This window comes from Actinomycetota bacterium (assembly GCA_040754375.1).
GTDB lineage: Bacteria > Actinomycetota > Acidimicrobiia > Acidimicrobiales > AC-14 > JBFMCT01.
On record JBFMCT010000087.1, the window covers coordinates 1 to 4,380 of the forward strand.

At 74.9% G+C, this 4,380-nt stretch carries 4 protein-coding genes; all 4 read left to right on the top strand.

All coding sequences use genetic code 11. The features are described from left to right. Positions 1–128 precede the first annotated feature (128 nt). The 4 genes from AB1673_17475 (at position 129) to AB1673_17490 (ending at position 3,312) form a co-directional block, all read left to right on the top strand. Positions 129–788: a response regulator transcription factor gene (locus tag AB1673_17475; protein ID MEW6155748.1), complete on the top strand. Its 660-nt coding sequence runs from the start codon at positions 129–131 to the stop codon at positions 786–788. A gap of 449 nt (positions 789–1,237) precedes the next feature. Continuing rightward, positions 1,238–1,651 carry a division/cell wall cluster transcriptional repressor MraZ gene (gene mraZ, locus AB1673_17480; protein ID MEW6155749.1) on the top strand — a complete coding sequence of 138 codons (414 nt, stop codon included), beginning with the start codon at positions 1,238–1,240 and terminating at the stop codon, positions 1,649–1,651. Between the two features lie 169 nt (positions 1,652–1,820). Beyond that, on the top strand, positions 1,821–2,801 hold the full coding sequence (rsmH, locus tag AB1673_17485) for a 16S rRNA (cytosine(1402)-N(4))-methyltransferase RsmH (GenBank protein MEW6155750.1): 981 nt from the start codon (positions 1,821–1,823) through the stop codon (positions 2,799–2,801). Positions 2,802–2,820: 19 nt separating this feature from the next. Beyond that, positions 2,821–3,312: a hypothetical protein gene (locus AB1673_17490; protein ID MEW6155751.1), complete on the top strand. Its 492-nt coding sequence runs from the start codon at positions 2,821–2,823 to the stop codon at positions 3,310–3,312. Positions 3,313–4,380: the final 1,068 nt, after the last annotated feature.

The window sequence follows — 4,380 nt, forward strand, 5'->3', positions numbered from 1 at the left end:
CCGGCCCCGGCCCCGGCCCCGTCCCCGGCCCCGGCCCCGTCCCCGGCCACCGCCCCGGCCACCGCCCCGGCCCCGGCCCCGACCCCGGCCACCGCCCCGGCCCCATCGGCGCCGGCCGGTGGCGGCGGGTGACGGTGGAACGACTGGTCAGGGTCGTGGTCGCCGACGACCACAGCCTGTTGCGAGAGGGCGTGGTGGCCGTGCTGTCTTCGACGGCGGGGATCGAGGTGGTGGGCGAGGCCGGTGACGGCCAGGCGGCCGTCGACCGAGTGCTGGAGAGCGGGGCCGATGTGGTGGTGATGGACTTGAAGATGCCGGGCGTCGACGGCATAGAGGCCACCCGCCAGATCCTGGCCCGCCGCCCCGAGGTGGGCGTGCTGGTGCTGACCATGTCCGACGACGACGCCTCGCTGTTCGCCGCCCTCCAGGCCGGCGCCCGGGGTTACCTGCTCAAAGACGCCCATCCCCGGGACTTCGTCCGGGCCGTGATGGCCGTGGGCTCGGGTGACGTCATCCTCAGCCCGGGAGTGGCCGGGCGGGTGTTCGCCCGGGCCTCGGCCGACGGGCCGCCCTCTCCGTTCCCGGAACTGACGAGCCGCGAGCGCGAGGTCCTGGCCCTGATGGCTTCGGGCCACAACAGCCCCCGCATCGCCCAACGACTGGGCCTGAGCCCCAAGACCGTCCGCAACCACGTGTCGGCCATCCTGGCCAAGCTGGGCGCGGCCGACCGGGCCGAGGCGGTCATCCGCGCCCGAGAGGCCGGCCTCGGGGGCGCCGCTCCTCGCTGACCCCGGCCCCGGCTGTGCAAGGAACAACCGGAGAGCTTGCTTGCTGCGCTCAGGCACTGAGAGGGGCTGACGGGCGGGTCAGATGGCCCGACTGGGCCGGGACAGGTTCCCCTTCACGGCGGGACACCCGGTGGCGGATGCTCAGCCAGCGCCGTGGGGTTGGGGCACGGCGAACGCGGCGGCTGCTGGGGAGCTGCCCTTGGGCCGCGCCGTACTGGGGGGGCCGGGGGCGTGGAGCCGACGACGGGCCTGACCCGCCCAGCCGGCGCGCCGCCCTGCCCGTCACCCGAACTCCGACCTGAAATTGGTGGCGCGCGCCCATCCCGGGGTTGACCGGTGGTTCGAAGGGGCTTAGAGTGGCGCCAAGTGGAGCTGCAGGGAGTCCGAGCGGGCTCGATGAGGCTCAGCGGGGGTCATGGAAGACCACAACGCTTGTCAGGTGGCGCAACTTGTTCCTCGGGGAACACAACCACGCACTCGATGCCAAGGGCCGGCTGATCCTGCCCGTGAAGTTCCGCGACCAGTTGCAGGAGGGCGCGTTCGTCACGAGCGAGACCGACGGCTGCCTCGGGTTGTGGCCCCCGGCCGACTTCGAGCGGCGCGCCCTGGAGATGAAGGAACGGTCGAAGGGAGGGCCGGAGGACCGCAACGTCGCCCGGTTCTTCTTCGCCGGGGCCCAGGACGCCAGCCCCGACCGCCAAGGCCGGGTGGCGCTGCCGCCCCACCTGCGCAAGTTCGCGGGCCTCGAACGCGACGTGGTCGTGAACGGGGCCTGGGACCACATCGAGATCTGGGATGCGGTCGTCTGGCAGGAGAAGAAGCTCGAAGGCGAGCGGGCGCTGGCCGGCAACGGCGTCGGATGAAGTCGTACAAGCCATGAACGAAAGGGAGTCTCCCACGATCGACCACTGAACGCACAGGTACCTGGACCATTTCGCTCGTGCGCCGTCCTCCGGCCGGCACTTTGGAAGAACCCCCTTCGCCCCCTTCCCGGGAACCACCCTGGTTCCCATGTCGGCCGGGGGACCGCGGATGAGCGAAATGGCCGATCACCAGCCGGTGATGGTCGAAGAAATAGTCGACCTCATCCGTCCTGTCCCAGCCGGGACCGTGGTCGACGCCACGGTCGGAATGGGCGGGCACGCACGCGCCCTTCTATCCGATCTAGGGCACGTACGGCTGGTAGGGATCGACCAGGATGCCGACGCCCTGGCTATGGCAGCCGAGGCGCTGGCCGGGTTCGGGGAACGGGCCGTATTGCGGCAGGCCCGGTTCGACCGGATCACAGAAGTCATAGACGAGATGGCGCCAACCCCGCAGAGAGGAGGGATCGTCGCCGTGTTATTCGACCTGGGCGTGAGCAGCCCTCAGCTCGACCGGCCCGAGAGGGGCTTCAGCTACCGCGCCGACGGCCCCCTCGACATGCGGATGGACCAGCGCTCGACTGCCACCGCGGCCCACGTGGTGAACACCTACGACGAGGGACGGCTGGCGGACGTGATCGCCCGCTTCGGCGACGAACGCTATGCCCGCCGGGTGGCCCGGGCCATCGTGGCCTCCCGTCCCATCGGGGGGACGGCCCAATTGGCCGAGGTCGTGCGCGATGCCATCCCCGCGCCCGCTCGCCGCCGGGGAGGGCACCCTGCCCGGCGCACGTTCCAGGCGCTGCGCATCGAGGTCAACGACGAGCTCGCTGTGCTGCGCCCGGCTCTCGAACAGGCCATCGAGGCCCTCGTCCCCCGAGGGCGGGTCGTGGTCCTCGCCTACCACTCGGGCGAGGACCGGATCGTCAAGGACGTCCTGCGCGACGCCTCCACCGGTGGTTGTACATGCCCGCCCCGACTGCCATGTGTATGCGGCGCCCAGCCCCGCGTGCGCCTGCTCAACCGGGGGGCTCGGAAGCCCGGCCCGGCCGAGGTGGCCCGCAACCCCCGGTCCGAGAGCGCCCGGCTACGGGCCGCCGAGAAGCTCGAACCGAACTCCGCTACGCCCGGTCCCGAGACAGCGGCGTGAACGGCCAGGAGGTGTGCCCATGACGGCACCGTGGAGAGCCCGGACCGCGCCCCTGCCCGAACTGGAGCCGCGCCGTGGCGACCGGCGCCGCCACCTGCAGGTGGTGCCCGACCCCGGGGAGCAGCGCGCCCGGAGGCTGTCCAACCTGTTCACGGGGCTGATCTTCGTGGTCGCCTGTTTCGGCCTGTTCGCTGTCATCGGGGCTCACGTACTGCTGGCCCAGGGCCAGGCCGAGGTGCAAGAGCTCCAGGACCGGGCCGCGGAGGAGCGCGAACGCCTGGCCGACCTGCGCCTCGAGGTCGCCGCCCTGGAGGCCCCGGCCCACATCATCGACGCGGCGCGGGCTCGGGGCATGGTGGCCCCCGAGACGGTCGTCTCCCTGGCCCCGGCCACGCTCGCCGATCCCCCTTCCACCACCATCCCCTCGCCGTCCGACGCGGCCGCCCGGTCGGGCGCCCAGGCGGGCTCGACCGCGGCGGCCAGCCCGTCGAACGGCTCCGCGCGCCCATGACCGTGCCCGATGAGGCGGCCGGGACCGGCCACGCCCCCCGGCCCGGGCCCCGGCAGTGAGCGCCTCTGGCCCGTCCCGCTGGGGCGGTGCGGACGACTTCGTCTCCGACGGCGACCGGTACGGCCTGTTCACCTTCACCGGCCGGGACCGCCCGCCCGGCCCCGCTCTCGCGTCCCCCGGGACGGCGCGGGCACCCAGAGCTCCCGGCGGGTGGGGGCCGGTCCCCCCCCGGCTCCCCCCGCCGGATAGCAACGTCAGACCCGAGCGGAAGACCACAGTCCCGCCCCAGCCCGTGGGGCTCCGGATCAGCCCGGCGGGCTCGTCCCCGGCCCCCTCACGACTCCCGCCGGAAGAGATCAGACGACCGGAACGGGCCGCGCCCCCAGGCGCGGCCCGCCCCGCCCCCCGCGGCCGGGCGGGGCCCGCCCCCCCGGGGCCCCCCCGACCCGCCACCCGCGGCAACCCGGCAGCGACGACCCCGGCCCCGGCCCGCCGGCTGACCGTGCCCGGGCCTGGCCCGGTGCGGCCCGAGGGCCCGGTCTCCGGCACCGCCTCCGGTGCCGCCGGGCCCACCACTCGGTCCGGGCCACCCACCCTGGCCGCGCCCCCAGCCCGCGGAGCGATGTCACCCGGTCGGGCCCCGGGGTGGACGGACCACCCCAACTCCGCCGGGCGCCGCAACCCGGCAGCGAGGACCCCTCCGCCGGCGCGGCCCGGGCGGGCTCTCGCGCCTGGCCGCGGCCCGGTCCTCCACGGCTCTAACCCCAGCACCGGCCGCGGTCCGACCACAGGTCGCGACCCGGTGGCAGCGGCGCCACCCACGGCGCGGGGTGCCACCGCCTCCTTCCCCTCGGCGGGTCGGGTGACAGCGCCCTCTCCGACACTGCGCGCTCGTGACGTGCCCCTCCGGCCGACCACCTCCGGGCGGGCGGCCGCCAGTCCTGCGGCGCGGGCCGATGTTCGACTGACCCCGGCCCCGCCCGACCGCGCCGCCCAGCCCCTCCGCCCCGCCGCCGGCCCCACCCGGGCCACCGCCGCGGGCCCCGCCCGGGCCACCGCCGCCGGCCC

What these genes read in the sequence shown, in the direction of transcription:
- rsmH (MEW6155750.1), top strand. Translation starts at nt 1,821, where the DNA reads ATGAGCGAAATGGCCGATCACCAGCCGGTGATGGTCGAAGAAATAGTC.
- AB1673_17490 (MEW6155751.1), top strand. Translation starts at nt 2,821, where the DNA reads ATGACGGCACCGTGGAGAGCCCGGACCGCGCCCCTGCCCGAACTGGAG.